The sequence below is a fragment of the Bremerella cremea genome (genome assembly GCF_003335505.1).
Lineage (GTDB): Bacteria > Planctomycetota > Planctomycetia > Pirellulales > Pirellulaceae > Bremerella > Bremerella cremea_A.
Genome location: NZ_QPEX01000010.1, coordinates 1,120,035 through 1,143,300, shown reverse-complemented (window position 1 = coordinate 1,143,300; position 23,266 = coordinate 1,120,035). Strand labels below are relative to the sequence as shown.

The following is a 23,266-nucleotide window of genomic DNA, read 5'->3' as shown; positions in this document are numbered from 1 at the left end:
TACCTACCAGTTGAGGGGAGCTTGCCAAGCCTGTTTCAGCAGTTCGATTGGCTCGTCGAGTAACGCTTGGCCCTCTGTTTTGACGACCAGTTCTTTGTGCTGAGCAACATAACCGATTGCTGCGAAGGGGGCATCTGCCAGGGCTGCTTCAAACTTCTCGGCGTGTTCTTCCGGCACTTCGCAAACGAAACGTGTATTCGATTCGCTGAAAAGAAGGGCAACGGCAGATGGTGAGGTTAGCTCGTGCGGAATTTTATCGAGCTGAACGTCGACACCCAAGCCACCGGCAAAAGCCATTTCTGCTAAGGCCACTGCCAAACCACCTTCCGACAAGTCGTGACAGGCCGTCACGCTGCCAGCTTGAATGGCAGCATGAATACCAGCGAACACCTTTTGGGAAAGTGCGGTATCGACTTGAGGCACCTGACCGCCGAGCTTTTCGTGGATGAGCGACCAGTGCGAACCACCCATTTCCTCTTTGGTGAGGCCAACCAAATACAGCAAATTTCCGGCGGACTTAAGGTCCATCGTGACGCAAGTCGAAACATCTTCGACTTGCCCCATTGCACTAATGAGCAAGGTTGGCGGAATCGCAATGGTTTGCTTTTCACCATGCTCGTCAAAGTAGCTGAACTCGTTGTTTAAGCTGTCCTTACCGCTGATGAACGGTGTACCGAGGGCCAAGGCCATGTCGCGGCAAGCCAACGCGGCACGAACCAGCGTTCCGAGCGTTTCTGGCCGGTCGGTATAACCCCAGCAGAAGTTGTCGAGGATCGCGATCTTGGTCGGATCGGCACCAACGGCTACACAGTTGCGGATCGCTTCGTCGATGGCACTAGCCGCCATGTCGTAAGGATCGAAGTCGCCAAAACGCGGGTTCATGCCACAGGAAAGAACAATCCCTTTGCGGCTGTTAAGTACCGGCCGAACGACGGCGGCATCGCTGGGGCCGTCGTTCTTAACACCGACCAACGGCTTGATCACGCTGCCTCCTTGGACCTCGTGATCGTATTGGCGAATGATCCACTCTTTGCTGGCCACGTTCAACGAGCTGAGAATCTTGCGGAGATCGTTCCCCAGTTCGCCAGCATCTTCGCTGCTAACTTCCAGCGGCTGTGTCTGGGGCGGGGTGAAGACGGCGTCGCGGACGATGGGAGGACGCCCGTCGTGTAGGAACCGCATATCAAGTTCGCCCACCGTTTCGCCGTTGTAGGTTAGCTTTAAGTTGCCGGTCGGGACGAACTTACCCAGCACGACCGCTTCGCTGCCTTCTGAAGCAAACAAGGCTTCTAGTTCGGGCCATTTCTCTTCCGGAACCGCCAGGACCATGCGTTCTTGCGCTTCGCTGATCCAGATTTCGGTGTAGGAAAGGCCTTCGTATTTGAGTGGCGCTTTGTCGAGCCAAACTTCGGCGCCTAGTTCTTCGCCCATTTCGCCAACAGCACTCGAAAAACCACCAGCTCCGCAGTCGGTAACTGCGTTGTAGAGGTTTCGATCTCTGGCTTCCAGCAAGACGTCGAGCACCATTTTCTCGGTAATCGCGTTGCCGATTTGAACCGCACCACCAGAAAGCGATTCGCTTTCGCTGGTCAATTCTGCCGAGCTGAAGGTTGCCCCGTGAATACCGTCGCGTCCGGTCCGGCCACCAACAGCTACGATCAGGTCGTTTGGCTTGACTTCTTTGAAGGACATCTCCACAGGAATCAAACCGACGTTACCGCAGTAAACCAGGGGATTACCGAGGTAACGTTCGTCGAAATAAACGGCGCCATTGACCGTGGGAATCCCCATGCGGTTGCCGTAATCGCGAACACCACTAACGACTCCCTTCATCACGCGACGCGGATGGAGCACTCCTGGCGGGAGGCTGGCCGGGTCGGTTTCTGGCGGCGCGAAACAGAAGACATCGGTATTGCAGATCGGCTTGGCACCCATGCCGGTACCCATCGGATCGCGAATGACACCACCGATACCGGTGTTGGCACCACCGTAAGGTTCTAAGGCACTCGGATGATTGTGCGTTTCAACCTTGAAACAGACATTGTATTCGTCGTTGAAAGTGACGATGCCGGCGTTGTCTTTAAACACGCTCACGCACCAATCGTTTTCACCCAGGGTTTTCCGGATCTGCTGGGTGGCAGCGAAGATGGTTTCCTTCAACATATTGTCGAAGCGAAGCTCTTGCTGGTCGTCTTTGTAAGCGATTTTGCCGGCCAAGGTTTTGTGGCTGCAATGCTCGCTCCAAGTTTGGGCGACGGTTTCCAGCTCGATGTCGGTTGGATCGCGGCCCAGCTCTTGGAAGTAGTTTTGAATCGTTTGCATTTCAACGAGCGTGAGGTACAACTGCCCCTCTTTGCTCAGTTTCTGCAGCCCTTCGTCGTCTAGGGCGCGAATGCCTACCGTTTTCAGCTCGAACGGTTGCGATTTGCCGAACGAAAGCCGTTCGAGATCGATCGGGCCGTGGATGACTTGTTCGACCGAATCGTTGGCCAGCAGCTTGGTGGTCAGCCGCTCGGTTTGTTGATCGTCGAGACCGCCTATCCAGTATTTGCGGAAGGTGCGGACCGCTTCGGCTGGTTTGCCGAAATCGGCGATCGCTCCCTGGGTGCTTTGAGCAACCGGATCCATCACGCCCGGTTTGGGCATCACGTGGATCAAACGGTCGTAAAGATTTGACGGGGCTTCTGCTAGGATTGCTTCCCCTGCCTGAGCGACGATGGCCTTTTCGACCACGTTGTCGACCAGCAACTGATCGGCCAGCAATTGGATATGTTCGGCTCCAAAGTCTGCTTGGACCAGAAATCCGTGTGCCGTGGCGATTTCGAGGTGGGTGGCAATTTGCAGGTCTTCGGCGTCGGCAACGATGGCAGCGGCCAAGCGATCGACGTGTCCCGAAGCGGGATAGATATCAACTTCCCACAATGTCACGGTGGTGCTTTCCCTGTTCTAAGAGCTTAATCCAGTGCTCGTCCTGACCCGCTTCCAGCGACGCCCGGAAGGCAGTTAGCAATTTCTCAAAGTTCGCTAGCGTCTGCAAGACGTGGCCCCGGTTGGTAGAGAGGATCTGACGCCACAATTCGACGTCTCCACTGGCTACCCTGGTTGTATCGGCCCAACCCGTACTGGTCAGCTCTAACAGCGTTTCCGGGGTGGATGCCGCCAAAAGACTAGCAATAACGTGGGGTAAGTGGCTGGTAAGGGCTACGCCAGCGTCGTGCTGAGCGGGGCTCATTTCCAGAACCTGGCTTCCCAAAGATTCCCAGAATTTGCGCACACTTGCCTGGGCAGTTCGATCCGTTTCGGCGACCGGGGTAACGATTGTGACCCGTTTATCGAATAGATCGGCCTGGGCATAGTCGGAACCGCTCTTGTCGCTGCCGGCCATGGGGTGGCTGCCAACGAAATAGACATCCTTGCGACCACGGACCGACTCGCTCGAATGGAGGGTGTCGACAATGCTCTGTTTGGTGCTGCCGGCGTCGGTAATGATCGTGCCAGGCTGGCAAAAGGGGACTAGCTGTTCGACAAGCGGCGCAATCGATTCGACAGGCGAGCAAACCACAATCAAATCGGCCCCGCGAATCCCGGCCTGCCAGTCGGTGGTTCCCTCGGTGATGCACCCTTGGCGTTGGGCTCTGGCCAGACGCTCTTCGTTGCGACCAATTCCGACAACCTTGTCGGTGACGTGACGCTTCTGCGCAGCAAGCCCAATCGAGCCTCCAATTAGGCCTACGCCAAGGATTGCGATTTGCTGGAAATCAGGCATAAGGACGTTACGCGTTGGTCTAATAGTCGTTTAAGGTGCGAAAACGAAGATTATAACAAGATCAACACCAATGAGACGACCATGCGAAGGGATTTCTGGGATACCTTCCGTAAACACGTTGATTGCCCCAGAAACCAAGAAAGGAAGAAGCCTGGTTGCACATGGCAGCCAGGCTTCTCCGCGACCAAGTTTCTGAGGAGTGATTGAGAGTTACGAATTATCGGGCAGGCGGACTAACGTCATTTGATGTGCGGTGCCGTCATCGTAGCGAACGACGACAGGCGTTTCCTGTTGGGTCAGACTGTTCAAATCGGTTTGGAAAACCGCTTTTTGGTTCCCGGCAACGGTCCAAGCTACTTGCTGGGTTTTCTTGTCGAGTGAACCGGAAAGAGGTTGGCTGTTATCAGACAGGACGTTGTAGTACGAGCCACTGATCTGGCCGCTTTTGCTGATCGAGATTTGCATAAGCATCTGCGATTGGGTTTCGTCCCCTTGAACCAACGCATAGACGCCGACCGGAAGCCACTGCTCGTCGGAATTGGCAGGCGTTGCCGTTTGCGACAACTGCTGAGCTTCTTGGGCTTGTTGCTCTGAAGTGGCTGCTGACGTTTCGTCTCCGGCAACATAGACGTTCGACTCGTTGTACGAATAGCTAACCGGGGTCGAGGCGACGCCAGCGACCCAACCGGTTAACGCCCCGAAGCTGGCGGCTGCCCACGCATCGGCATGTGGGTGCGAGTATCGCCAGGCGTTGGGATGCTGCGAATACCACGACGTGGTGAACGGTTCTGGTTTGTTAGCCCACTGCTGAGAAACGTTGTGGTAGATGTCGCTGGATCGCTGCGAAACGTTTTGCTTCGTTTGGTCGAATTCGGAACGCCGGTCGTTCTGGCGATCGTCTCGATTTTGTTGCTTGTTGTCGAATTGCTGCTGACGGTTCTCGCCTGGTTGCCGATCTTTGAGCTGGGTACGATCTTTGTCACCGCCTGAGAGGCCCAGGAAATCGTTCAGTTTATCTTGCGAAAGGGAAGAACGGCTGCCTAGTTCGCCGCGATTGAACGTTTTGCCTTCCAAGGTATTCGAGAGTTTATCGTGGCCGGAAAGGTTGCGGTCGCCGAGGTTGCGATTGCTGAGGTCACGACTTCCTAAATCACGGCCACTGAGATCTCGGTTGCCTGCGCGGGAAGAGGGTTCACGCGAGCCAGGGGTGAGGTTGGAGCTATGGGGCCGACTCACATGGCTGGGCGAGGTACGGTTTACGCCACCACCTGTAGAACGCGTTGGTTGCTGACGTCCACCACCACGAGGACCAGCGTCGCACTCGGAGATGATGAAAGCGAAGGTCGAAAACGCGATAATACCCAACCAAAGTGGACTTTTCATCATTCTTCCCTATTTCCCAGTGTCGGCAAGTTCATGCGATCAACCGCAGGCCGATCGTGCTGCTGAAAGAAACCATAGAGCCAACTCCTTCTTCTGGCAGAGAGTTTCCGGCTGCTTTAGCCAAACTTCTTTAATTAGTTGATTGGCAATAGCGCACAATCGTGTAACTCGCATGGTCAGGACGGTTGGTACATTCGCTGCAACTGGAACCAGGCAAACGCCGTAGTTGCGTTCGATGGGCCCCTTTCGCATGATGGAAAGAGTCATTTCCACTTTTGGGACACCCAAATGTTATTCTCCCCGCGTATTAGTAAGTCGAACCTGATCCAACTTTGCCGCCGCGTAGGCAATCAATTGCATGCCGGAGTCGATATTCGTCGTGTCTGGCAGCGCGAAGCCGAACGTGCCTCGGGCTCGATGAAGCATGTGATGGAGTCGATTTGCGAGAGTATTGACGAAGGGCACCAGATGCACGAGGCGATCAACTTCACCGGGGATTACTTCCCGAAGCTGTTTCGCCAGATGATCAAGCTGGGGGAGGATACCGGCCACTTGGATAGGATCTTTCTAGAACTGGCCGATCAGTACGAGCATCAACTGAAATTACGCAACTCTTTTCTGGCTTCTATCACGTGGCCTTTGATTCAGCTTGGATTGGCGATTTTGATAATTGGCATCCTGATTTTCGTAATGGGGTTCATCTCGGAAATGAACGAGAGGACCGTCGACCCGCTAGGGCTCGGGTTGTTAGGCGTGCAAGGGCTTATCGACTATTGCTTGATTATCGGAACGTTTTTCCTGGGCCTGTGGGTCGTTTATCTTTTGTGGTCACGCGGGAGACTGGGGTTTCTCCAGCTCGATCGATTGACCATGAGCATTCCTGGCATAGGTCCACCCATCCGCACGCTCTGTTTGGCTCGCATGGCCTGGGCTTTGGGGCTGACCATCGGCGGGGGGATGGATATTCGGAATTCAATGCGACTTTCGTTGGAAGCAACCCACACCTATTACTACATGCAATATGCCGATCAGATCGATCGTGAACTACTTTCCGGAGATGAAGTCAGCGAGATCTTGCGTCGGACAAACTGCTTTCCACACGATTTTTTAGACGTGGTCGAAACCGGCGAGATTTCCGGTACGTTGTCGGAGTCGATGTTGAAACTCTCGGAACTCTATTTCGAGAAAGCCCGGGCGGCCATGAATACGTTAGCGATCATCGGGGGCGTGGCGGTCTCGATGCTAGTCATGGGGGTAATCGCCATCGCTATTTTTAAGCTGGCCTTTTTTTACCTGGGTACCATCAACGACGCTTTGGATGGACTAAACATGTAACGACGCGTCGCTGGGCTTGCTGCAACGTGGTAAACCGAGGCAAAACGCGAGCAGGGCCGACAAGAAGCAATAACGGACCACGCAATCAAGCGTGGCCCGTTTTCTGTTTTTGACTGATACTGCCGCTTAGTTGGCGGAAGGTTCCGCTTCGGATGGCTTGTTTTTGCCGTTGGCCAGCGACTCGGGGTCTTCGGCGTAACGGATCAAGGCCTCTGGCAGTTCGACTCCGCCGATGTCTTTCATGACCTGCATCATTGGGGGCAAAGTCTTGGCCATCCCACTGAGCCAATCGGCTGTGTTCGAGCGTCCATTCTGGTTGCCTCCTTCCCAGACAACCACCTTGTCGAACTTGATGTTCGAGATTGCCTTGGCGGACGATTCCGCCAGGTTGTCGAGATGCTCTAAGAGCAACAGTTGGAAGGCTTCCTTGCTGCTACCACAGGCCTCGACAATCGCTTTCAAACCAGCACCCTTCTTGGCCAGCTTTTCATATTCACCGCGAGCTTCGGCTTCCAGTTTGGCGTAGATCGCGTCGGCTTCGGCTTGGGCAATGATACGACGTCGGGCAGCTTCAGCAGACGAATCGACTTCGATCTTGGCTTTTTCGGCTTTGGCAGGGGCTTCTAGTAATGCTCGCTTTTCTGCTTCCACACGTTCTGCTTCGGCAATAGCCGCTTTGGCGAGGGCGCGGTTTTCGGCTTCTTTCACCGCACCATCTGCTTCGCGTTTGCGAATTTCACCCAACTCGTACGCTTCGGCTCGCTTGACGGCGAGTTCGGCTTTTGACTTGGCGACTTTCGCTTCCGAGAGGTTTTCCCCTTCGATTGCAGCAGCATCGGCTTCGGCGATCTTGATACGCTTTTCTCGTTCGGCGTCTTTAACGGCAGCTTCCTGATCGAACTGGGCGCTGCGTTCACCCACGGTGGCGGCAGCGTCGGCGTCAGCAATGCGGATACGCTTTTCACGCTCGGCATCTTTCACCTTCGCTTCACGTTCGTACTCGGCAGCCCGTTCGCCGACCGTTTGTTCTTTGTCGAGTTCGGCAATGCGAATTGCTTGTTCGCGTTCGGCTTCACGCGTACCAATCATCCGAGCCTTGGTGGCGTTGGCGACTTCCACTTCCCGGTCGCGTTGGGCCGAGGTGACGCGGATTTCGCCCATCTTTTCGTTGTCGGCCACGTCGCCACGGGCTTGCTGAATCGCGAGCGAAGCCGCCTTTTGACCGATGGCATCGATGTAGCCAGACTCGTCGGTGATGTCGGTGATGTTCACGTTGATCAAGCAAAGCCCGATCTTATTGAGTTCCGGTTCCAAGCTGCGCTGGATGTGCTCTAGAAACGTATCGCGATCGCGGTTGATTTCTTCAATCCGCATCGAGGCAATCACCTGACGCAGTTGACCGAAGATAAGTTCTTCTGCCTGCTTACGGATTTCGTTGGTGGTCAAACCAAGCAAACGGACAGCAGCGTTGTCCATCACGCCGGGCGTGGTGCCGATGGCCACGGTGAAGCAGCTCGGCACGTTCACGCGGATGTTTTCCGAGGAAAGAGCACCACGCAGCGGAATTTCGATTTGGATTGGTTCCAGGCTAAGGTAGGCGTAGTCCTGAACCAAAGGAATCACAAACTTTGCCCCACCATGCACCGTTTGCGACGACTTACCGTTTCGCGACAAACCGTACACCACCAGCACGCGGTTGCTGGGACATCGCCGGTACTGTTTGACAATGGCAATAAAGACGGAGAACAGGAACATCAAAAACAGAACGACGCCACCGGCTAGCCATACGTAAGGATTGTCGGACCAATCCTCAAGGCCTTGTGCAAATAGAATAGGCATGGTTGTTGAGCTCGCTTTCTTGTGATGGGGGCTCGATGCTGGCGCAATCCGCGCGCAGGAATATCTAGGTTTATTTAGGTTACGCTGAGCGAAAACTGAGGGAATCGAAGACAGACGGACGAAGTCTGCTAGTGCGAATTTGCCGCTTCTTCCGGTTCTGCTGGGTAGGAAGCGGATGACCTAGTCGCGATTGGTTCTACCAGGACAATCGTGGGACTAATCACTTCAATGACTTCCACCGGAGTTCCGGTAGTCAGTTTTTCGTGAGAAGACGTTTGTGCGGCGTATTCGACGATCTGATCTTGAACGCGAAGTTGAATCTTGCCGACGCCTGACTTCATGGGAGGAATCGGAATGTAAACGTTTCCGGTGCAACCCACCGAGTTGTAAATTTGCACGGTGCCGTCACTGTTCAAGCGATACAGCAGTTGCATGATCCAGTGGACGGTATACATCGCAGCCAATCCAACTGCCACGGCGATCACAAACGAAAGCGGTTCGCCCAGATCAGCCGCGAGACTGCCCAAGCCTGCGATACCGAAAAAGGTAAACGCAGTTACCACCGTCTTAAAAGAGATGACTCCAAACAGCCATGTCGAGCCATGGGCATCGCTGGTGAAATCATGCGGGACATCGTCCGGAATATCATCGGGAATGTCATCTGGAAAATCGAACTCGTCGAGTCCTACGCCCAACAAGGCCAAGAGAAACTGGACCACGAACACCGATCCGGCCATTACGGCACAAACCAGAAATACCCAGTACATCGAAATGACCTTTCAGAACGACAAGCAAATGTGAAGTAGTATCTTCACTGAGGTATTCGCTGCGATTACGGCAATCTTGGGCCTAAAATCGGGAATCCGCTTCAGGGCAAAGCTACTGCCCGTATCTTGGGTTACGACGACGCAGGCGTCAAATAGAATTCCCCGGAAAGTGGGGGAAGCGGCGGCATTGGAGCAAGGGGGGCGTTGGTTAACCGCAGAGAATTCTCGATATGCTTCAGGGAGTTGTGTCTTTCGAGGGGGCAAGTTCTAGGGCAATAAACTTAGTCTTGCTGTCGGGAATAGGTAGGTTCTTCGGCAGATCGGGAAAGTGATACCTGACAATGTCTTTGGCATTGACCCAACCAGCGCTGAAATCGGCGTATTTCCAATGTTGGTCCTCACGCCCTCGCCTCGCCAGGATGAAGCCGACTTGCTCCGTTTTACTGTCTCGAAACACAAGAATTGATTTCGTTTGTAGTATCGCGAAGTCATCGTATTTCGAGCGAAAGAACTTAGGCTCGCTCGTTATCGAGATCTCCTCAAACGTAACGTTTTCTGGCTGAATATGATCGATATAGTCTTGGTAGCTAGGCTGGAATGTCTGCGGCACTTCTGCGGAAAGGAGCAGCTTAGGGTCCATCAATTCGAACGAGGACGTAAAGTCTTTCTCTCGGATTCCGTCGAGGATACGTTTCGCATCGGAGATGACTTGAGGACTTTCTTTCGCAATCCAATCCGTGTCTTTGATCTGCCATGAAGGATTGATCGTTCCCCAACTGGAAACAATCAAAACTGCAAGGACAACGAATAATCCGATGTAAACGTATTTTATGTTCATCAGTTGGTGATTGGTGCACGTTGGCAGCTCTTGTGAAGACTATTGATGTCTGCGCAAGTAATCTAACATAGCAACGGACCGATTTGCCACGAATCCGGGGCTTCCGTTGGTCGCCCCTATTGGATTGATGGCGCAGACCTCAATAATTACCGAAGTACACCGAAAATGCTGGGACGATGGGAGCCCAACTGGAAACCTCAAGGGGAGCTGGACTAGTTTCCTGAGTCAAAACTTGACGCCATGGCTCGCTCCATTCACTCTTCCAAACGAATAGATGGCTGTCCGAGCATGTCGGCAGCCATCCGAGTTGAATGGAAGGTGTGCGCTACGAGCCAAACGCGTTGACTACGAAACGGCCGAGAAGCCAGATGGCCGGTTGTACAGCTTCTCTTTCGTAGACCACAAACCTGCGGAAGGAGTGGCGATGAAGAAGATTTCTTCGCCATCGGGCATCGTGTTGAAACCTTCTTTCAACTGATCGACCGGGTAGCGTTTGATCGTCTCTTCGTAGTCGGCGTAAGCGAAGTGGACCTGTTCAACTTCTTCCTTGGTCAGGTGGCCCGGGGCATAGCGAATCGTGAAGCGACCTTCCGAGGTACCGTGCATCAAGTGCGCCGTACCGTGGGCCAGGTCTTGCATGTCTTCGTTTTGCTTGTACAGCTCTAAGATCTTTTCGGTTGGCTGATACCCATACTTACGAATCAACGCATCCACGTCAGGCTGCTCACCGAAACGCTTCAGGCCGGGGGCGATCACCAGCAGTTCGCCACCATCGGCCAAGGCCATGCGGGTGCGGTAAACGCTTTTGTTGGCGACCCAAGTGCTGAAGAACTCGTCTCCTTGCATCACGCAGACGATCTTCTTGATCGGCTTGTCGAACACGGTGATGTTCTCGTCTCGCGACTGCCGGGCGGCGGCCAGGTAGGTTTCCAGGTCGTCACCGATATGGACTCCGGTATGCACCAGTTCGCCAGCTTCGTTGCGAGCCAGCACCACTTGCACGTAGAAGTCGGGCAGGTTGCTCAGCATTTCGTCTTCCGCTTTGTTGAAGACGGCGCGAACTGGCGTGATCAAATTGCCAAGATTGTTCTCGATGCCACAACTGGCGGCCATCATGTGCGAAGTGCAGATCAGGTCTTTGCCTGCCAGGCCGATGAAGTAATTCTTATTGTGATTGGCAAAGCCTAGCACTTCGTGCGGAACGACGTGCCCGATGTTGATGATCAGGTCCCACTGTTCTTCCATCAGCATTTTGTTGAGCCAGATCGGAATGGCCCAATCGGCGGCGCCGTTGCTGATCTCTTTGACGAAGTCGGCGGAGATCTCACCCACCTTCACGCAGCCGTCGCGCCAGTCGTGTGGGTGAATGATCTCGTTGGGGATGTTGCCGAACATCTGCTTGTTCTGTTCAGGCGTGTGCGGCTCGTGCTGCCCCAAGGTTGGGATGACGTGGATCTCTGCTTCGTCCTTCAGCTTCTCCCAGAAGTATTCCGTAATCCAACCGGCGCCCGAGTGCATCCGCGTGATGTCTGGTGGCAACAACAAAACTCGCTTAGGCGTACCACAAATACGTTGTCGAGCTTCTTCAATAGCCCGATCAAGAATGGCAAGCAACTCTGGCTTTTTGATTTCTTTTGCGGTCTCGGAAATCCAAGGCATGGCTAGGGCAATCCAAACTAGGGTGAAACAAAGAAGAAGCGAGAAGCGAATGACCTCCTCTCAGGCTTGAACAGAGAGGAGGTAGGAAGGTTAAAGTCGTTGTCCTGGCCCTGGCTTTTCATTCAAAAGCGCTAAGCCCTGAGGACTATTTGGGTTATTGCTTAGGCGGTCTGGCGGCGAACCAGTTCCAATAGCGTTCGAACCGCAAAACCGGTGGCACCACCACTGCAATAAGGTTTCGGCTTTTCGGCAAAAGCGGGACCAGCGATATCGATATGGGTCCACGGAGTTCCATCGACGAATTCTTCCAGGAACTTGGCAGCGGTAATCGCACCACCCCAGCGTCCATCGCCGACATTTTTAATGTCCGCAATTTGGCTTTTAACCTGTTCGCCAAATTCGGGATACATGGGCAGTTCCCACATCTTTTCGCCGGTGGCGAGCGAGGCTTGTTGGACTTCGCTGCACCAATCAGGCTCGTTGGTCATCAGTCCGGCGGTGTCGGTCCCCAGGGCAACGACACAAGCGCCAGTTAGGGTGGCCAAGTCGACGATTGCACTTGGCTTTTCGTCTAAGGCCACATTCAATACGTCGGCCAAGACCAAGCGGCCCTCGGCATCGGTGTTGAGGACTTCAATGGTTTTGCCACTGCGGGAAGTGAGGATGTCCCCCAGCTTGTAGCTGTCGCCAGAGACCATGTTTTCGACCAGGCCGCACAAAGCAACCACGTTGACTGGTAGCTTCCAGGAAGCGATCGCCTTGATGGCGCCCAGCACCGTAGCAGCACCGGCCATGTCGCATTTCATGGTGATCATGCTGTCGGAAGGTTTCAGCGAAAGGCCGCCCGAGTCGAACGTCACCCCTTTGCCAACCAAAGCAATCGGTGGCTCCCCTTCTTTACCGCCGTTGTATCGCAGAATCACCAATCGTGGTTCGCGAACCGAGGCACGAGACACAGCCAAGAGACTGCCGCAATTTTCTTCGGTCAGCTTGGCTTTGTCCCAAACTTCGATATTCAAGTCGTGGTTTTCCGCGACCACGGCGGCTTCTTCGGCGAAGGTGGCCGGATAGATATCGTTCGGGCAGCGATTGACCAAGCTGCGGGTTAAGTTGATCGCGTTGGCCAGGGCACTTCCTTTTTCCAGGTTGGCCTCGGTGGCCGAACTCCAGACGATTTCGCCGGGAGGATTTTGTTTTTTCTCTTTGCGATAGATGTCTTGTCCATGGCAACCAACCACCGAGCCAGCGATCGCTTGCTCGATAACTTCAGAAGGCCAGAAGTCGTCGAGGAAGAAGCCTACCTTCTCGACCTTTTTGGCAGACACAGCCACCGAGGCTGAAGCGGCCGCTTCGTAGGCCCGGCGAATGCTGAGGTCTTCTTTTTTACCCAGACCAATCACATAGACCCGCAGCGTTGCGAAACCGCTGGGAGCAAGAATCGAGGTGATTTCATTCGGTTTGCCTGTGATATCACCTGCTTCGACCAGCCGCGTAATCGAGCCACCGATAAGGGTATCGAGTTGATCGGCAGGGGGCGAGAGCCCGTCTTCGTAGGCCCCGACAACAAGGACATCGCCTGAAAAGTCGGCGATCTTCAGTTCAGTACCCGTAACCTTCATCAGTCTTATCTCGTTTCTTTTCGCAAGGTTTGACTAGCGCGCTGCTTATCGCAAGCCGCTATTGTACTGCTGCGAGACGTTTCGATACAGTGCCGTTAGGGTGCGCCGTTGTATAGAGAAAATCGGCTGATTCGGGCCCTGTTTTGGCCGACAAGCATTGGATTGGGCTTTCTCGATCAGGAGAACGACCATGTGCAGAATGGCAATTGGGATTGCCGTCACGCTATTGCTGGTGGTATCTGCCCAAGCGGGATCCCCTCGGATGGTTATGGAGGTCGCTTGTATCTCTCAGGCTCGAAGCGAGCCTGGCGAAACTTCCTTAAAAGAAGAACTCTCGGCAGCGCTAAAGCAATCGAAGGTTGCTACCGAGGGGTTAACGCCCTTTTTCGAGCAGTGGTTCGCCGAGCAAGATCGGTCGCAATTTAATATCGACTTGCTCACGCTTAAGTTGCCGCTAGGAGAAGAGATCGAGGTGACGACACAGCGAGCACTCGGCTGGCAACCAGACGGAGAAGTTGCCGATGGCAGCGTCGAGTTTCCTCGTCCACTGGGAGTGACGATGATTCTGCGCGGGGAAGAAAACTAACAGGGGCAAGTCGATATACAAGGGCGATTTGAAAAACGAGGCCAAGACGATCGCTTAGACACCTCGAAAACTGACGCGGAAAGTGGCAAGCTCGTGCCAGTCGCGGGCATGAAGACCTTTTGGGTAGATACCCAGATTACTTTGGATTGGAAGGTCCCAGCCGTGCTCGGGGGACTGGTTCACCAGAAAAAACAGAACGGCAAGACCAAGATCGTAGAGACCGTTGTGGTGCTGCGAGCTTCCCGTGGTAACACGGTTTTAAGATCAGGCTCGTAGCGACACCCGCTTCAGGTAGCAATCTGCGGTTCCCAAATTTCTAGCGGAGGCATCACGATGAATTGGTTTACTAAGCTGGTAATTGCCCTTGCTCTGTTGCCGCTGCAGGTTGCGACCTCGGTGGCAGATACGCCCAAAATTACGGTGGAAGTTGCCGTGGTGGTACGTACGCCGGAGAAACCGTTTGGTGTGTCGCTAGAGGACGAATTGAAAGAGGCCGTGAAAAGCACTGCCGCTGCTCGCCTAGGAGTCGAGGCTCTCTTTAAGCATTGGCTCCCGGGCAAGAGCGAAAGCATCTGTTCATCAACCTGATGAACGCGACGACGCTGAGGTGACCTTTCAAGCTCGGCAGACGATCGGAAGCGATCAGGACGACGTAGCACCTGAAGGTACCTTCTCAAGCAATCCATTGGGCAATGGCATTGCTATTAAAGTGAAAGGGACAGAAAACAAAGATGGAAGGCTTCAGGTCGGTTTTACTTTTAAGAAGAGTACTTTGCGCAAAGAAGATCCCGAGACGAAAAAGATACACCGTGCTCCTATGACGGATTCGATTGGGATGTCGAGTGTTGTTACTCTGGAGCCGAACGTTGCCCTGGGGGGCGGCAGTTCATACATACAAGATGGCAACGTGAAAACTTTTGAGCGAGTTCTGGTGGTTCGAGCTTTCTTAACCGACACAGTCCGCGAGGATAAACTTGTCGAAGGGAATCAATAAAAGTGGTAAAGAAAGGAATTGCTTAGGCCGCTAACTGGGGGGTAAGATGAGCTTCGCGCGATGATCCATCCTTTGAGGAGAAGCCCCTGTGAATGCTCGATTCTATTCTTGGCTCGTGCTGAGCCTCCTGCTGGTAGGTATTGGGAGTAGTGGTCTCGTCTTGGCTGAAGATGCCAACGATAGTCCGGAACTTACGGAGGTCGTGGAAGTAACCGAAGCCCAAGAGGCAGTCCCCCAGCCTGAAAGTAGTCATGCTGAATATTTCCGGCACTTCGATGCCGACGGCAACGGGCTGCTGGAAGGGGATGAGCTTATCGTGCTTCCACGGATGCTAAGTCAAGATTTAGACTTAGACCGTGGTCATCCTGATAATCTACTTAAAGGTAAGGTCACGTCAGAGAAATTTGACGAAGCTTTAGAATCATTACGCAAGCAAATGCTTCAGGCCAAAAAGCTTGGAGAGGAAGAGCGGAGATTCAAAGCGTACCGAAGCCAGCTTGTTCGTGAAGCTACGCAAGAGACTTCTGAGCAAATTGCAATGAACGCGAATGAGCAGCCTGTTGCGGAAGCGGTGGAAGAAGTCACTGAAGAGAAACCTGCTGAAGTTGGATCTGGCAGAGTCGAGGTTCTGCTGTTGCGGCGAAAGTCGGAGAAGTTGCCACATCAGGCTTTCTCGGAAGAGGTCTTGCATGTCGCCGGCAAAGCGGGTCCCGCGCTCGCGACGCGTCTGCTCCCCTGGCTGGCAGACGAAAAAAATAGCAACGTGCAACTGATGGATTACTTTTTAATTACGACCTCGGACGATGCCCCGGTGATGGTACAGTTCAGCGGTCGCGAACCATCTGCCCAAGTGGGCTCGCGTGGAGGTAGCGAGTACATCAACGTGGGAACGATTGTTAAACTTTCGTCCAAGACCATGGAGGACGGTAGAACCACGGTGGCTATTCATTTTGAAAAGTCGATTGCCGAGCCTGTGACTGGGAACGAAGAGAAGGCAAAGGAGAGCAGCCAGGACACGGCAGCGACTGACAAACCCTCGGCTCGCCCGAATGCAGCAGCGAATACCGAGAACGATCGAGAGCGAGAAAGAGCAGCCATGCTGGAAGCAATACAGCGTGCAAGAGGTGGATTTGGTGGTCGATCCGATCCGCGAGCAGCGCAGGGGAGTCTACCAGAGATCTCTTCCATGACGATCTCAGGGACGTTGACCCTTCGGCCTGGCGAGCCAGCACTGCTGAGCGAATCTGGGCAGCTAGAGCGGGGAATCTACGAAGAGACCATCATCCTCGTAGAAGTTAAGCCGTAACAAGGCAAAGCGATTCCTGGTTGAGGTTCCTCAATGGGGTTGGCCTCAGCGAGTGGGCGAGAAAATTACTTTTGCCAAGCGGTGCTGTGTCCCTTACCTTTGGGGGGGGCAGGGTTGTTGCCCTCCTCATCCCCTTCATGCACCACCGTCCAGCGAAAGGAATCGTCGAATGATTCGTTTCTGTTCTTGCTTTCTCTTCTTATCGATTTTAAGCCTCAGCATTTCTCCAGCTAAGGCCCAGACAGCTAAGCCAGATAATCCCCAAAAGCTTAATTTAGAACTGCTGATCGTGACCTACCGCGCCGAAGGGACCACCAACAAAGACGACGCCAAGTTGGTGGCCGCCGTGGAAGAAGTGGTCAAGAAGCACGAGTCTGCGGCGCTAAGTACATTGCAAGATGCCGTAAACGAAACCTTACCGAAATCGAGCGAGAAAGCGGCTGCGGAGGTCGATGCCTTTTCGCTAAAGACCTATCACGATCTTGAGCAATGGGTCAAATTTGGCAGCGGCAACCCGCGTTTGCTCTCTCCCTATTATCGCGGCGATGCTGCCACGCGGTTGTTGCTGGGTGAAACCGAAGTGAAAGCGACACCCTGGGTTTTGGACGAAGAGCGGTTTGGAATTGGGGTGACGGTTCAGCGACATCAGCCAGGCAGTGTGCTGCCGCAACGAAATAGTTCGTCGGCTGAAATGGTCATGGAGACGGTCTCGTTTACCTCGAATACGTTGCTCGATGAGAATGAGGCGGGCGTGATCAACTCGTATCGGCACCAAGACAACAAGCTGACTTTGGTGATGATCGTAGTTGCGCGTGTTTCGCGCTAGGCTTGGCCGCTTGGGCCAAATATTTGTCTATTGCTGCTGTGACATATTGTCGCAAGGGCATCCATTCGCGTAGGCTGCTACACTGGTACGAAACCCCTTACGAGCGGCGCCGCAGATGAGGACCTTCAGCAGATGGAAGTATTTCCGGTCAACCAATACGATCCTTTAATGCCTGGGATCGTGATGGCAATGGTTGCCATCGTGCATGTCTTTATGGCGCAGTTTGCCGTCGGTGGTGGCATGCTGCTTTGTTATTTTCAGTGGCTGGCCATGACCGGGCGATGCGAAAATGCACGCTTGTTTGTGCATGGTTACTTCAAGTGGCTGGTGTTGATTAGCTTCGTCGCCGGGGCTGCTACTGGTGTGGGAATTTGGTTCACCGCCATTCAGGTCAGTGCCCCCACCATCGGGCAAATGATTCAGAACTTCCACTGGATTTGGGCCACCGAGTACCTTTTCTTTCTGTTGGAAATCATCGCTGGCTACCTGTTTTATCGCTATCACGAACGGATCAGCGATACGGCTTGTTTGCGTTTGCTGGGCATGTATGCGTTTGCGGCTTGGATGAGCTTGTTTCTGATTAACGGCATCATCAGTTGGCAACTGACGCCAGGGGGCTGGATCGAAGATCAATCACTCTTCGCCGGTTTCTTTAACCCAACCTTCTGGCCGAGTACGTTGTTTCGCACGATCGTTGCCCTGACCTTGGCCGGTCTGGTGGCATGCGTTGTGGTGAACACGATGAAGGAGCTTGATCAGGAAGCGAAACGGAAGCTGATAAACTACGCGGCGCACTTGCTGGTACCGATGGTGGCGATGCCGTTTCTGGGCGTTTGGTTTTACTTCATGATGCCCACCGACAGCCAAGGCTGGGTCGCCGGGGGCAGCCCAGCGATGACCCTGTTTCTGAACATCGCCGTAGGGGCATCGCTAGCGATTGGCGGTTACGCGTTTGTCGGCTTGTACTTGCAAAAGTTGTACATCAATGGCGCGACGGCCACGCTTTTGCTGTTATTGGCATTTGGGGCGACCGCCGGGGGAGAGTTTGTCCGAGAAGGTTCGCGAAAACCGTATTCGATTCGATATTGGATGTACTCTAACGGAATCTTCCCCCATGAAGTTGCCAAGATGCGCGAGGAAGGTTGCTTAGCAGACGATCCCTACCCGCTGCGAGATGGGACACCGGTCGCTGGCGAAATCACCACACGCGGGGCCAAGGTTTTTCGGCGGCAATGTGCCGTCTGCCATACGGTATCTGGCATCAATGGTGTTTCAGAGTTAACCGTAACCTGGGATGCCGATCAAATGCGGATGAATATCGCGAAACTACAACATACCAAACCGTTCATGCCTCCGTTTGCTGGCAACGCCGAAGATTTGGAATCGTTGGTTCGCTATCTCAAATGGTTTGATGAACGGAACGACGAAGAAGCGGAAAAACCGTTCGAGGAAGCCACATTGAAGACCAATCAAAAATGGCTGGACGAAGCGGGCACCATGCCGCTGTCGTTGCCGGGTGAGACTTCGCTGCAAGCAGAAGAAGGAGAAAAGTAATGGAGTTGCCTTTCCCTTTTTCGTTGCCGCTGACCTCTTTCACTTACGAATTTTTGTACTTGGTAACATTTGTCACGCATCATTTTGCGATGCACTACGTCGTTGCCGGTTGTTTGCTGATTGTGGGGGCCAGTTTGTGGTACCGCACAGATGAAGCAGGGCTGTTAGCCAACCCGGTGATTGGGGCCTTGCGCGATTGGATGCCCTTCGGGCTCAGCGCGGCTATCACGTTTGGTGTAGCCCCGCTCTTGTTTATTCAACTGCTGCTACCAGAGCATTTTTACACGGCAAACTTGCTGCTAGGTTTGCGCTGGATGGTAGTGATCCCTGCTCTGATTGCCGCGTTTTACTTGTTGTATGTACTGAAGAGCCACTGGTTCGAGCGGCTGCACTGGTGGCAACGGGCGTTGGTTGCTGGGGTGAACGCTGGCCTGTTTGTGTTCATTGGTTTCTGTTGGACTGCCAATTACTTGGTGGCCACTCAACCGGAAGCCTGGCCGGAAACGTTTGCCTCTGGCATTTTGCCGATTGCGACGCTCAAGGTGGTTTCACGCGGGGCCGTTTGGATGAGCATCGCCTTCGTGACGATGGCCTCGCTGGTGGTTGCTCAGTTGGCTTACTTGCGCGAAGGAACGGCGACCGACGCTGATCTGCCGACGGTTAGTTGGCTGCGTTGGCTCTCGTTGGCTGGGCTAGGTGTTTTTGCGGTGGCCTCGCTGGGGGCGGTCGGGCTTTCGGCTCCTGGCTTCACGGCAGTTGCCAACGGCTCAGGCGTTTTATGGCTGGGGCTGGGAATCGCGATGTGGGGCGGGCTAATTTATTCGTGGATCTCGGACGAGGCCACCATTAGTAAAGGTTGGACGTTGCCTCGCTTAGGATTGGTGATCGTGCTGTTGTTTTGTGCGACGGTGGTGCGCGAGTTGATTCGTGTGGCGACGATCGATTATCCAGCCCTATTCGCCAAGCACGAGGCCGTCGGCAAAGTACAAGGGTTTTACTTGTTTCTAGTGACGGCCGTGATTGTGATCGGCTTGATCGCGATCAGTGTACGCTGGGTGTACCAGTCGTTTCAGCCCGAGGAAGTAGAAGCGAAAGAGTAAGTGATCTGCGCAAAAAAATCCCGGTCGCATGATTCGACCGGGATTTTTTGTTTCTTGTCTGGCTGCCGGACGCTTAAACGTTGAAACCGTACTTGGCGTTGGCAGGGTCGAAGTCGGAATCGGTGAAACCGTTGTTCAGCTTCATGTTCATATAGGTGTACTCTTCCAGCATCGGCGGTTCCCCACCTTGCTTGGAAGGCCAGTCCCACGAAGCGTAACGAATCGGAATTTGCAATTCGTCGTCGATGAAGATGTGGGCTTTGTGGAAGCGGAAGTTCTTACGCGGTACTGGGTGCAGCACTTCGATGGCCGTACAAACGCGACCGTTGATCTTCGCCCCGTTGAAGAACTTGACTTCGCATTCGCCGTACTGCATGTCTTCCTTGGCGACTTCAATCAGGCGAACGATCAAGTTTTTGATGCCCACTTCCGTAATGGGATAACGATTGCCACGCATGGCAAGTGCCCCGTTCGGATCGAGCGAAACGGTCACGTGCTTCAGCAACGCGCCCCCTTCGTGGGCCATCAAGTTACCGTTGTTGTGCCCCTTCACGTACAACACCTCACGACCCTTCACGCTGGAAGGTTTGAGGAAGTACATGTACACGCCAAACGGGTTCAACTGATTGCCAGATTGGTCGTTTTGTTCGTGACGAACTTTGGTGTAGATGAACTCTTGATCGGTCAGCTTGCCGCTGATCTGTTCACGCTTGACCAAGGTGCATTCGTAGTCGCGAACGTTCTTGGTGATGTTTTCTAAACCGTTTTCTGCAATTCGCAATGCAGGCGCCAAGGGGTGCTCGGTCGCTACGTTCTGAGCTTGAGTGGCACCGTTGGTACGGTTGGAAACGCGAAAGACGGGCTCGCGTAGCCCCTGACGTTGATCCTCACCGTAAGTCGCCCGGGTCAGCCCGCAGGCTAGTGCCGTACCGCCCATAAGGAGCGCTCGGCGAGAAAGGAGGGACTTGGTCATGATCAATCTCCGTTAATGTTCCGGTCCAAAAGGTCTCGCCATCCCTGCGAGATCGAAATCGAAAAGTAAGCTGCGCCGGATTCGTCTTCTTTGAGTAAGACGGCGCGTGCTAGCGACTTGTTCGCCACCACAGCGAAAGGATGCCCATAGCGTCTTATCGCATTCCACGAGGCGACAAGATGAATACCTTCCTATCAAGCCGCAAAGTTTTACAGATTACCAAGATCTCGGTAAATCGTTTATCATGCGCAATCACTGTATCCAATTTTGTCCATCAAGTGGAGTGCGATCTTTCCGGAATGGCCGAGATCAACTTTCTACGTATTGTCAGTATGCCTTTCGATGAGAACACGTATGTCCTTTACAAAGAAGGGCTTACGTCTTGCGTGGTTGTCGATCCAGGATTAGAGCCAGAAAAAATTGTGGAAGTCCTGCAAGAGAAGAAACTTGAGGTGGCTGCCATCCTAAACACGCATGGCCATAGCGACCATATTGCGGGAAACGCGACCATAAAAGAGCTCGCCCCTTCCGCTCCACTGGTGATTGGCTGGGGAGATGCCGAGAAGCTGACCGACCCCGATAAAAATTTAAGTGCCCCATTTGGGTTGCCTTTTGTCAGCCCCCAGGAGGATATCACGGTCAAAGAGGCCGATGTCTATCATGCAGCGGAGATCGACTTCGAGGTCCGTGAGACGCCTGGGCATAGCAAAGGGCACGTCGTGTTCATTGTTCGCGACGGCGACCGGACGATTGTGCTGGGGGGAGATGTGTTGTTCAAAGGAAGCGTTGGTCGCTCCGATTTCCCCGATGGTAGTTTCGCTGATTTGAAACGGTCGATCGAAGAAAAGCTTTTCACTTTGCCGACGGACAGCGTTGTCTTACCGGGGCACGGCCCAGCGACCACGGTAGGGGAAGAAATCGAATCGAACCCGTTCGTCGGTCGCGCCGCAGGCTATCGCGGTTAACGGTCGCCTAATACTGCGTATCTTGCGTCGGGATACCAATCCAAGGTAAGTAAAGGGTGAACTTGGTCCCTCGGCCTAGTTCGCTCTCGACGATAACGTCTCCGCCGTGCTCTTGCAGCACCTTCTGCGAAACGGGCAATCCGAGGCCGGTCCCACGGTTGCCTTTGGTGGACTCGAACGCCGAAAAGATGCGTTCGATATTTTCGGGCGAAATTCCGGTGCCGTTGTCTTCGACGGTCGCGATCAGCATTTGGTCGGCCAGGCGGAATTCCGTGGAAACAATCACCCGGGGGCTTTCTGCTTCTTGAACCGCATCGATGGCGTTAGTTAAAACGTTCAAAGCCGCACGATGGATCCCTTCTTCGTCGAAGAGCCCCATCGGCAGATCGATATCAGGGCGGAACTCGAGGGTGACACCGTTTTCTTTAGCACGAGCACGCATTAAATTGACGACATCTTCGACCACGTCGTTTAGCGAAGCATTCGAGCGATCGGGCTCTCGTTCTTTGCTGAACGAAAGCATGTCCATCACCAGGTGGGCGATGCGATCTTGGTTGCGGGAAACGATGCCCCAGCCATGTTTGACGACATCGATTCGCTCGGACTTGATGCCTTCTTCAATGATGTAACTTCCGCCTTGGATGCCTTGCAGAATGTTCTTTACGTGATGCGAAATGGCAGCCACTGCTTGCCCCATCGCAGCCAGGCGTTCGCTGCGTACCACGGCGGAATAGTAGTGGGTGTCTTCGACTGCCAGGGCGGCCTGGTGGGCGATGGCGATCATCAGCTTAAGATGGTCTTCGGTAAAGCGAGATCGAGTTGCCGACGATGTCATGTCAGGCGGAATGTAGGTGTCGATGTAGATCGCCCCAACCACGCCGTAGCGACCTTGCATCGGAACGCAAATGGCTTCATTCACGCCGGCATTGATAATGCTCCCTTCTGGCGACCAACGTTGGTCGTCCTGGGCATCGGAAGTGAGCACGCCTTCCGAGTTGGTCAGGACATAATCGAGAATCGTACGGCTGATGGTGATCGATTCATCGACGCCAGGGCGACTTACACGCACCCGCTGCGCTTTGGCCTCAGGACGTTTGGTGTGTGTGTCGATCAGTACGATGCAAGCGCGGTCGGCATCAACCCAATCGAAGATAAGTCCTAGCAAATAGTCCAGCAGTTGATCGATGTCCAACGTCCGACTTACGGCCAGCGCGGTATCGTAAATCAATTGCAAGTTATCTTGCAGGTTTTGCGATTCCCCGGGCTCGCGTAGTTCCGTGGGGAAGAAAATCTGGCTACCTTCTTCGTGCCGGATCGAGTGGATGATCCGCGAACCTTCCCGGTGGCTTTCCTGGAGGCTAACGCTAATGGGGCGTGTCGCCGGGGCACTGGCCGTATGAGTGAAGATCATCAGCGTGTGCCCTAGCTGCAAACGATCGCCATGGTGTAGTTCGCAATCCGTTTGGCGAGTTTGGTTGACGAAGCAACCGTTTGAGCTTTGCAGGTCGAAGAGCATGAAGCCTTGCTCGGTTCGGCGAATCTCGGCATGACGACGTGAGATTTCGGTGTCGTGCAAGACAATCTCGTTGCCACGGTCTCGTCCAATCGAGGTCGTATCGCGGGCAAGTTCGAATCGGCGTCCTTGGTCGTCGCCTTGAATGACAAATAGTGAAGCCAAGGTGATAGATCTCGGGGAATGGCGATTGTGGCGGGCAAAAGCAGAAAAATCTAATTGGCTATGATTTTATGACGTTTG

The 23,266-nt window shown here is 53.8% G+C and carries 19 protein-coding genes; 9 read left to right on the top strand and 10 right to left on the bottom strand.

The window, feature by feature from the left end; genetic code table 11:
• Positions 1 to 3: 3 nt before the first annotated feature.
• From purL to DTL42_RS05615, 3 genes are all read right to left on the bottom strand, one after another.
• Positions 4 to 2,928: a phosphoribosylformylglycinamidine synthase subunit PurL gene (gene purL, locus DTL42_RS05625; protein WP_114367678.1), complete on the bottom strand. Its 2,925-nt coding sequence runs from the start codon at positions 2,926 to 2,928 to the stop codon at positions 4 to 6.
• Positions 2,909 to 3,766, bottom strand: a complete 858-nt coding sequence (locus tag DTL42_RS05620; protein ID WP_114367677.1) for a prephenate dehydrogenase — start codon at positions 3,764 to 3,766, stop codon at positions 2,909 to 2,911. The genes purL and DTL42_RS05620 overlap by 20 nt, the downstream gene beginning before the upstream one ends.
• A 210-nt stretch (positions 3,767 to 3,976) precedes the next feature.
• On the bottom strand, positions 3,977 to 5,152 hold the full coding sequence (locus tag DTL42_RS05615) for a hypothetical protein (RefSeq protein WP_114367676.1): 1,176 nt from the start codon (positions 5,150 to 5,152) through the stop codon (positions 3,977 to 3,979).
• 285 nt (positions 5,153 to 5,437) lie between these two features.
• On the opposite strand from DTL42_RS05615, the gene DTL42_RS05610 reads away from it, so the two are divergent.
• Complete coding sequence (locus tag DTL42_RS05610; protein WP_114367675.1) at positions 5,438 to 6,484, top strand: type II secretion system F family protein; 1,047 nt, start codon at positions 5,438 to 5,440, stop codon at positions 6,482 to 6,484.
• Between the two features lie 126 nt (positions 6,485 to 6,610).
• Here DTL42_RS05610 and DTL42_RS05605 read toward each other — a convergent pair whose 3' ends face one another.
• From DTL42_RS05605 to DTL42_RS05585, 5 genes are all read right to left on the bottom strand, one after another.
• Entirely contained in the window at positions 6,611 to 8,323 is a 1,713-nt protein-coding gene (locus DTL42_RS05605; RefSeq protein WP_114367674.1) for a flotillin family protein, read from the bottom strand.
• Positions 8,324 to 8,451: 128 nt separating this feature from the next.
• Entirely contained in the window at positions 8,452 to 9,090 is a 639-nt protein-coding gene (locus tag DTL42_RS05600; protein ID WP_114367673.1) for a hypothetical protein, read from the bottom strand.
• A gap of 235 nt (positions 9,091 to 9,325) precedes the next feature.
• Complete coding sequence (locus DTL42_RS05595) at positions 9,326 to 9,928, bottom strand: hypothetical protein (RefSeq protein WP_114367672.1); 603 nt, start codon at positions 9,926 to 9,928, stop codon at positions 9,326 to 9,328.
• A gap of 345 nt (positions 9,929 to 10,273) precedes the next feature.
• Positions 10,274 to 11,587: a lactate racemase domain-containing protein gene (locus tag DTL42_RS05590; RefSeq protein ID WP_114367671.1), complete on the bottom strand. Its 1,314-nt coding sequence runs from the start codon at positions 11,585 to 11,587 to the stop codon at positions 10,274 to 10,276.
• 161 nt (positions 11,588 to 11,748) lie between these two features.
• Positions 11,749 to 13,206: a leucyl aminopeptidase gene (locus tag DTL42_RS05585; RefSeq protein WP_114367670.1), complete on the bottom strand. Its 1,458-nt coding sequence runs from the start codon at positions 13,204 to 13,206 to the stop codon at positions 11,749 to 11,751.
• 199 nt (positions 13,207 to 13,405) lie between these two features.
• Between DTL42_RS05585 and DTL42_RS05580 the strand changes: the two genes are divergently transcribed.
• The 7 genes from DTL42_RS05580 to DTL42_RS05550 all read left to right on the top strand — a co-directional run bounded on the left by DTL42_RS05580 (position 13,406) and on the right by DTL42_RS05550 (position 19,572).
• The gene (locus DTL42_RS05580) at positions 13,406 to 13,792 is read left to right on the top strand and encodes a hypothetical protein (protein ID WP_114367669.1); all 387 of its coding nucleotides are present in this window, start codon (positions 13,406 to 13,408) and stop codon (positions 13,790 to 13,792) included.
• A 333-nt stretch (positions 13,793 to 14,125) separates the two neighbouring features.
• Positions 14,126 to 14,380, top strand: a complete 255-nt coding sequence (locus tag DTL42_RS05575) for a hypothetical protein (protein ID WP_114367668.1) — start codon at positions 14,126 to 14,128, stop codon at positions 14,378 to 14,380.
• Between the two features lie 19 nt (positions 14,381 to 14,399).
• Positions 14,400 to 14,786 carry a hypothetical protein gene (locus tag DTL42_RS05570; RefSeq protein WP_114367667.1) on the top strand — a complete coding sequence of 129 codons (387 nt, stop codon included), beginning with the start codon at positions 14,400 to 14,402 and terminating at the stop codon, positions 14,784 to 14,786.
• Positions 14,787 to 14,874: 88 nt separating this feature from the next.
• Positions 14,875 to 16,092, top strand: a complete 1,218-nt coding sequence (locus DTL42_RS05565) for a hypothetical protein (RefSeq protein WP_114367666.1) — start codon at positions 14,875 to 14,877, stop codon at positions 16,090 to 16,092.
• A gap of 169 nt (positions 16,093 to 16,261) precedes the next feature.
• Entirely contained in the window at positions 16,262 to 16,918 is a 657-nt protein-coding gene (locus DTL42_RS05560; RefSeq protein ID WP_114367665.1) for a hypothetical protein, read from the top strand.
• Positions 16,919 to 17,050: 132 nt separating this feature from the next.
• On the top strand, positions 17,051 to 18,472 hold the full coding sequence (locus DTL42_RS05555) for a c-type cytochrome (protein ID WP_114367664.1): 1,422 nt from the start codon (positions 17,051 to 17,053) through the stop codon (positions 18,470 to 18,472).
• Positions 18,472 to 19,572 (top strand): hypothetical protein, encoded by a 1,101-nt coding sequence (locus DTL42_RS05550; RefSeq protein WP_114367663.1) that lies wholly within the window; start codon positions 18,472 to 18,474, stop codon positions 19,570 to 19,572. The genes DTL42_RS05555 and DTL42_RS05550 overlap by 1 nt, the downstream gene beginning before the upstream one ends.
• Positions 19,573 to 19,645: 73 nt before the next feature.
• Here DTL42_RS05550 and DTL42_RS05545 read toward each other — a convergent pair whose 3' ends face one another.
• On the bottom strand, positions 19,646 to 20,545 hold the full coding sequence (locus DTL42_RS05545; protein WP_114367662.1) for a DUF1571 domain-containing protein: 900 nt from the start codon (positions 20,543 to 20,545) through the stop codon (positions 19,646 to 19,648).
• Between the two features lie 299 nt (positions 20,546 to 20,844).
• Here DTL42_RS05545 and DTL42_RS05540 point away from each other — a divergent pair, with 299 nt between their 5' ends.
• The gene (locus DTL42_RS05540) at positions 20,845 to 21,510 is read left to right on the top strand and encodes an MBL fold metallo-hydrolase (RefSeq protein ID WP_114367661.1); all 666 of its coding nucleotides are present in this window, start codon (positions 20,845 to 20,847) and stop codon (positions 21,508 to 21,510) included.
• A 7-nt stretch (positions 21,511 to 21,517) separates the two neighbouring features.
• Here DTL42_RS05540 and DTL42_RS05535 read toward each other — a convergent pair whose 3' ends face one another.
• Entirely contained in the window at positions 21,518 to 23,188 is a 1,671-nt protein-coding gene (locus DTL42_RS05535) for an ATP-binding protein (protein WP_114367660.1), read from the bottom strand.
• Positions 23,189 to 23,266: the final 78 nt, after the last annotated feature.

Bases quoted from the DNA above. Each gene is read 5' to 3' on its own strand.
- DTL42_RS05620 (WP_114367677.1), bottom strand. From the start codon at position 3,766: ATGCCTGATTTCCAGCAAATCGCAATCCTTGGCGTAGGCCTAATTGGA.
- DTL42_RS05615 (WP_114367676.1), bottom strand. From the start codon at position 5,152: ATGATGAAAAGTCCACTTTGGTTGGGTATTATCGCGTTTTCGACCTTC.
- DTL42_RS05610 (WP_114367675.1), top strand. From the start codon at position 5,438: ATGTTATTCTCCCCGCGTATTAGTAAGTCGAACCTGATCCAACTTTGC.
- DTL42_RS05605 (WP_114367674.1), bottom strand. From the start codon at position 8,323: ATGCCTATTCTATTTGCACAAGGCCTTGAGGATTGGTCCGACAATCCT.
- DTL42_RS05600 (WP_114367673.1), bottom strand. From the start codon at position 9,090: ATGTACTGGGTATTTCTGGTTTGTGCCGTAATGGCCGGATCGGTGTTC.
- DTL42_RS05595 (WP_114367672.1), bottom strand. From the start codon at position 9,928: ATGAACATAAAATACGTTTACATCGGATTATTCGTTGTCCTTGCAGTT.
- DTL42_RS05590 (WP_114367671.1), bottom strand. From the start codon at position 11,587: ATGCCTTGGATTTCCGAGACCGCAAAAGAAATCAAAAAGCCAGAGTTG.
- DTL42_RS05585 (WP_114367670.1), bottom strand. From the start codon at position 13,206: ATGAAGGTTACGGGTACTGAACTGAAGATCGCCGACTTTTCAGGCGAT.
- DTL42_RS05580 (WP_114367669.1), top strand. From the start codon at position 13,406: ATGGCAATTGGGATTGCCGTCACGCTATTGCTGGTGGTATCTGCCCAA.
- DTL42_RS05575 (WP_114367668.1), top strand. From the start codon at position 14,126: ATGAATTGGTTTACTAAGCTGGTAATTGCCCTTGCTCTGTTGCCGCTG.
- DTL42_RS05560 (WP_114367665.1), top strand. From the start codon at position 16,262: ATGATTCGTTTCTGTTCTTGCTTTCTCTTCTTATCGATTTTAAGCCTC.
- DTL42_RS05555 (WP_114367664.1), top strand. From the start codon at position 17,051: ATGGAAGTATTTCCGGTCAACCAATACGATCCTTTAATGCCTGGGATC.
- DTL42_RS05550 (WP_114367663.1), top strand. From the start codon at position 18,472: ATGGAGTTGCCTTTCCCTTTTTCGTTGCCGCTGACCTCTTTCACTTAC.
- DTL42_RS05545 (WP_114367662.1), bottom strand. From the start codon at position 20,545: ATGACCAAGTCCCTCCTTTCTCGCCGAGCGCTCCTTATGGGCGGTACG.
- DTL42_RS05540 (WP_114367661.1), top strand. From the start codon at position 20,845: ATGGCCGAGATCAACTTTCTACGTATTGTCAGTATGCCTTTCGATGAG.